This window comes from Parapedobacter lycopersici (genome assembly GCF_040395035.1).
Lineage (GTDB): Bacteria > Bacteroidota > Bacteroidia > Sphingobacteriales > Sphingobacteriaceae > Parapedobacter > Parapedobacter lycopersici_A.
In genome coordinates, this window is record NZ_JBEBRB010000109.1 from 1 (window position 1) to 5,192 (window position 5,192).

Consider the following 5,192-nt stretch of genomic DNA (forward strand, 5'->3'; position numbering starts at 1 on the left):
TGCAAATTAAACATTCAAATTAATATGCTTTTAACGCATTTAAACCGGTTTTTTTATTGGTTATTAACCTTTATAAGGCCGGCTCATCTACTATAAATAATTTACTGACAACTGATTATACTTCAAAAATCCCCTTTAACCGATTATCATTTAATTGTTACGTAACGGTACAACGCTGGGTATTAGCCCCCAGCCTGCTTTGCCCGATAGCCCTCAGCGATAAGGATATCCAGCACCCGTTGCCTGAAATCACCCTGAATAATAATCTCGTCATCCTTTACACTGCCACCCACGCCGCATTTCTGTTTAAGCTGTTTGCCTAACGCACTTAAGTCTGCTGCTGTACCAATGAATCCCCTCACCAGTGTCACAATCTTCCCCCCCCGCATCTTTTTATCAAGCAGTACCCGAAGCTGCTGCTGATTTTTTGGCAGCGTCTCGCGGAGATTACCCTCTTCCTCCTGTTGGTACGCGAATGTTTCATCCGTGGAATACACAACACCGCTATACTGCTGTCTCTTTTTCTTCATACTCGATCATGTATTTGCTTAAACGCTATTCTTTTTAAGATATTGCAATGCACCGCTTCAACTAAGTACTTTTAACGATGCAGGATGTACTTGAATATTCAGTGTCATATCCATTTCCTTCGGCTCGCCATCCACATGTACCGCATCATTGGTTTCCCGGAGGATCCGGATCTGCCTGCCTGGAATGATCTCCACGTATTCGGATTGGTCGGCCGTCTTATTAAAAAGATGAAACAACATCATGGGAAATGTGTATAATGGAAATTTATGAATAATGCAGACATCCAAAACACCGTCATTTATCGAAGCCTGGGGAGCCACGTATGCATTATTCCCATACTGTGGGGAATTGGCTACGCTGATCATGAAGGCTTCCCGCTCAATCGTTTGCCCATCAATGGTCAGCGTGTATTTTTTTGGCTTATATGTGCTGATCTCACTGATTACCGCTTTTAGATAACCGATTGGTCCCCGGATGTTGTCGTTGGCAAACCGGTCACTTACCGACGCATCGAACCCGATCCCTGCCATGTTAAAGAAGAACTGCCCATTTATTGAACCACAGTCTATCGTAAGGCTCTCATAGCGGCTCAGCCGTTTAAGGGCGGCACGCTCATTCAGCGGGATACCAAGGTAAAGCGCCAACCCGTTCCCCGACCCTTCCGGCACAATACCCAGCCGCACATCAGTCCCTTTCAGGGCCGACGCCACTTCATTGATTGTCCCATCGCCACCAACAGCCACCACCGCATCAATTCCTTCGGATACCGCCGCGGCGCTGAGTTGGTAGGCGTGGCCCGGATGTTCGCTGACCGCGAATTCCACCGCATATCGCTCCGGGTCGAGTTCTTCCAGTATCCGCTTTTCCACATCCTTTTTTTTCTTTCCCCCCGATATCGGATTGATCACAAACAGCATGCGCTTTCTGGTTTCCATATAAGCAAATGTACCTCCAAAATATCATTTTCTCATCCGAATGCATTTTTTTCATCAAAAGATAACCTCCGCAGACCCCTCCACGCATTTTAACTTGCATATAAAAGTAACTTTATCTAAGTTTGCGCACATGAAATGTGGATCGATTTGCGTATGCCGGTTATGTCACCCGCATAGGATTGCAACCACGGTAAAAAAGTGCTAAAACCTACCATTGTTTTACACCGCTTTTACCTTCCGATTACTAATTTCACAGCTCTTGGTATTCTTTAAGACAAGTATTGCTTATGCCCTATTTATTCACTTCAGAATCGGTCTCAGAAGGACATCCCGATAAAATTGCTGACCAGATATCGGACGCACTTATTGACAATTTCCTTGCGTGGGACGCTGATGCACGTGTTGCCATCGAAACATTGGTTACCACCGGGCAGGTGGTGCTGGCCGGGGAGGTGAAATCCAAAGTTTATCTGGATGTACAGAAGATCACCCGCTCGGTCATCGAACGGATCGGATACACAAAATCCGAGTACATGTTTGAGGCCAATTCCTGTGGCGTCTTATCGGCGATCCATGAACAGTCTCCTGATATTAATCAGGGGGTTGACCGCAAGGAAAAACAGGAGCAGGGTGCTGGGGATCAGGGTATCATGTTCGGTTATGCCAGCAATGAAACCGAGAACCTGATGCCTCTGGCGCTTGACCTGGCGCACCGTTTACTATACGAGCTGGCGGCAATACGCCGGGAGCACAAAGAAATTACCTATCTCCGGCCGGATGCCAAAGCACAGGTAACGCTGGAATATGACGACAATCACAACCCGATCCGGATCGACGCCATTGTCGTGTCCACGCAGCACGATGACTTTGATAAGGAGGAACGCATGCTTGACCGCATTAAGTCAGACATTATTAATATACTCGTTCCCCGTGTAAAGGCACAGTTAAAACCCGAGCTACAACAGCTTTTTACTGCCGATATCAAGTACCACATCAACCCAACCGGTAAATTCGTAATCGGCGGACCCCACGGGGATACCGGCCTCACCGGGCGGAAAATTATCGTGGATACCTATGGCGGAAAAGGAGGTCACGGTGGTGGTGCATTCTCCGGTAAAGACCCCTCTAAGGTGGACCGGTCAGCGGCTTACGCCACCCGGCACATAGCTAAAAATCTCGTGGCCGCAGGCGTAGCCGATGAAATACTGGTACAGATTTCCTATGCCATTGGCGTGAAAGACCCAATCGGCATTTATGTGAACACCTATGGAACGGCAAAGGTCGGCTTATCGGACAGCAAAATTGCCGAAAGAATCCACAGCCTGTTTGATATGACGCCATACGGAATAGAAACCCGGTTAAAATTACGTAACCCTATTTATGCTGAAACAGCTGCATACGGGCATATGGGGCGTGAACCGCAGACCGTCACGAAGACTTTCGAAAATAGCAACGGCGAAACGACCACACTCGAAGTGGAGTTGTTCACCTGGGAAAAACTGGATTATGTCGACCAGATAAAAGCGGCTTTCGGCTTATAAAGCAGCCGCGGAAGTTTCGATCTGGCGGTTTACTTTTTTAACCAGACCCTGAAGTACATTGCCCGGACCAACTTCTGTGAACGAAGTTGCACCGTCCTCGATCATGTGGATAACGGTTTGTGTCCAGCGAACGGCGCCGGTGAGTTGTTCAATCAGGTTATGCTTAATATGCGCCGGATCGGTGTAAGCCTTTGCATCAATATTCTGGTAAATCGGGCATACGGGTTGTTTAATCGCTACCGCCTCAATTGCTTCCTGCAGTTCAACCTTGGCCGACTCCATCAATGGAGAATGGAATGCCCCTCCCACGTTGAGTTTTAATGCCCGTTTCGCACCGGCTTCGAGTAACAGGGCACAAGCACGATCCACACCGTCCAGGGTACCGGAAATAACCAGTTGGCCGGGACAGTTATAATTAGCCGGTACCACCACATCGCTAACGCGTTGGCAGATATCCTCAACCGTAAAATCATCCAGACCCAAAATCGCCGCCATCGTAGAAGGTTGTAGCTCACAGGCCTTCTGCATTGCATTTGCCCGCTTGGCCACTAACTGTAACCCGTCGGCAAAAGAAAGCGATCCTGCGGCTACCAATGCGGAAAACTCACCAAGTGAGTGACCAGCCACCATTTGCGGACGGAAGTCCCGACCCAGGGCCGCCGCTAAAATAACGGAATGCAGGAAAATGGCAGGCTGTGTTACGCGGGTTTGCTTCAGGTCTTCTTCCGTACCGGAAAACATAATGTCGGTAATGCGAAAACCCAAAATTTCGTTGGCCTGTTCAAACATCGCTTTGGTCTCGCCGCTGTGTTGGTATAAGTTCTGCCCCATACCTACGAATTGGGCACCCTGCCCGGGGAATATATATGCCTGCTTCATTATTTTCGTAATATAATCAGTAGATCAATGGTCAAAGATACCATTTATTCCGGCACAAAACTCAACGAAGCAAGACTTGACTCATCAAAAATTTCGTTCGCTATTTGCAACAGCTGTGGTGCAGACACCTTATCTATTCTGGAAAACACCTCATCCAGTGTTTGTACCCGGTTGTCATCCAGCACATTTTTGGCGATAGCGATGATTAGATTCAGCCTGTTTTCCTCTCCCAATGCAATCTGCCCTTTAAATTTGTGTTTGGCTTGATGCAGCTGCATTACACCGAGTGGTTTCTCACGCAGTTTCCGCAGCTCATTTGCCACCAATCTACGCGCCCTAGCCACTTTCTCCTCATCCGTGCCGAAATAAATATAAAAAAAGCCCGCGTCTGAATAAGGTGTATAGTTGGATTCGATGGTGTATGCAATACCGTATTTCTCCCTAACGATGAGGTTTAGCCGCGAACTCATCCCCATCCCGCCAAGCAGGTTATTGAGCAGTAACAGTCCGGTCTTATTTTCATCGTGTGTAGCATATGCGCGCCCCCCAATCATCTGATGTACCTGGTTAATGGGCTTAGCCTGTGTCAGCTGTCGGGGCATGATGACAGGCGGAGCAGTCCGTCGGTTGACGCGCTCACGCTCCGGTATACTTCCGAAAATCCGTTCGGCCAGCCGTTGTATGCGCTTCTGCGAATAATTCCCGCTGATGCCGATGACCAATTCATGGGTGCTGTAGTGCTGCTGGATAAAACCCAGGATATCTGTTTTGGAAAAGGTACGCAGGTCGGACGCTGTACCAAGAATATTGTGCCCCAATGCGTGTCCTTGGAATACCTGGTCTTCAAAGTCGTCCATTACGGACTCTTCAGGACTGTCCTGGTAAGAAGCTATTTCATCCAGAATCACCCCTTTCTCCTTTTCCATCTCCTGCGCTGGAAAAACCGAGTGGAACAGCAGGTCCTCAAACAGATCAAGGGTTCGCGCCAAGTGTGGAAAAAGAAAGGAAGCATGGATGCACGTATATTCCTTGGTCGTGTAGGCATTCAGATCACCACCCACGGCCTCCAGCCGGTTTAATAGCTGGTTGGTATTGCGCTTTTCCGTCTGTTTAAACAGCAGATGCTCAATAAAATGAGCCAGCCCATGTTTCCCTTCCGGCTCATCTCTGGCTCCGGCGTTAACAATTAGGCAGGCATGCGATACAGGTGATTGATTCTGGTGCAGCACAACCCGGATGCCGTTAGCTAAATGAATAAGCGCGTAGTCCATAGCGGCGCAAGATAGCAAAAAAACGATTAGAACCG

Annotated in this window: 5 protein-coding genes; 1 reads left to right on the forward strand and 4 read right to left on the reverse strand. The window is 48.3% G+C overall.

What is annotated here, in order from left to right:
• Positions 1-182 precede the first annotated feature (182 nt).
• Both ABWO75_RS13215 and ABWO75_RS13220 read right to left on the reverse strand, forming a co-directional pair.
• Complete coding sequence (locus tag ABWO75_RS13215; RefSeq protein ID WP_353186282.1) at positions 183-530, reverse strand: translation initiation factor; 348 nt, start codon at positions 528-530, stop codon at positions 183-185.
• A gap of 57 nt (positions 531-587) precedes the next feature.
• Entirely contained in the window at positions 588-1,466 is an 879-nt protein-coding gene (locus tag ABWO75_RS13220) for a diacylglycerol/lipid kinase family protein (RefSeq protein WP_353186284.1), read from the reverse strand.
• A 287-nt stretch (positions 1,467-1,753) separates the two neighbouring features.
• Between ABWO75_RS13220 and metK the strand changes: the two genes are divergently transcribed.
• Positions 1,754-3,007: a methionine adenosyltransferase gene (metK, locus tag ABWO75_RS13225; RefSeq protein ID WP_353186286.1), complete on the forward strand. Its 1,254-nt coding sequence runs from the start codon at positions 1,754-1,756 to the stop codon at positions 3,005-3,007.
• Here metK and fabD read toward each other — a convergent pair.
• Together fabD and ABWO75_RS13235 are read right to left on the reverse strand one after the other, a co-directional pair.
• Entirely contained in the window at positions 3,002-3,886 is an 885-nt protein-coding gene (gene fabD, locus ABWO75_RS13230) for an ACP S-malonyltransferase (RefSeq protein WP_353186288.1), read from the reverse strand. The two genes, metK and fabD, sit on opposite strands and share 6 nt — an antisense overlap.
• Before the next feature lie 44 nt (positions 3,887-3,930).
• Entirely contained in the window at positions 3,931-5,157 is a 1,227-nt protein-coding gene (locus ABWO75_RS13235) for a M16 family metallopeptidase (protein ID WP_353186290.1), read from the reverse strand.
• Positions 5,158-5,192 lie beyond the last annotated feature (35 nt).

Excerpts from the sequence above, each read along its gene's own strand:
- ABWO75_RS13220 (WP_353186284.1), bottom strand. The coding sequence starts at position 1,466 with ATGGAAACCAGAAAGCGCATGCTGTTTGTGATCAATCCGATATCGGGG.
- fabD (WP_353186288.1), bottom strand. The coding sequence starts at position 3,886 with ATGAAGCAGGCATATATATTCCCCGGGCAGGGTGCCCAATTCGTAGGT.
- ABWO75_RS13235 (WP_353186290.1), bottom strand. The coding sequence starts at position 5,157 with ATGGACTACGCGCTTATTCATTTAGCTAACGGCATCCGGGTTGTGCTG.
- ABWO75_RS13215 (WP_353186282.1), bottom strand. The coding sequence starts at position 530 with ATGAAGAAAAAGAGACAGCAGTATAGCGGTGTTGTGTATTCCACGGAT.
- metK (WP_353186286.1), top strand. The coding sequence starts at position 1,754 with ATGCCCTATTTATTCACTTCAGAATCGGTCTCAGAAGGACATCCCGAT.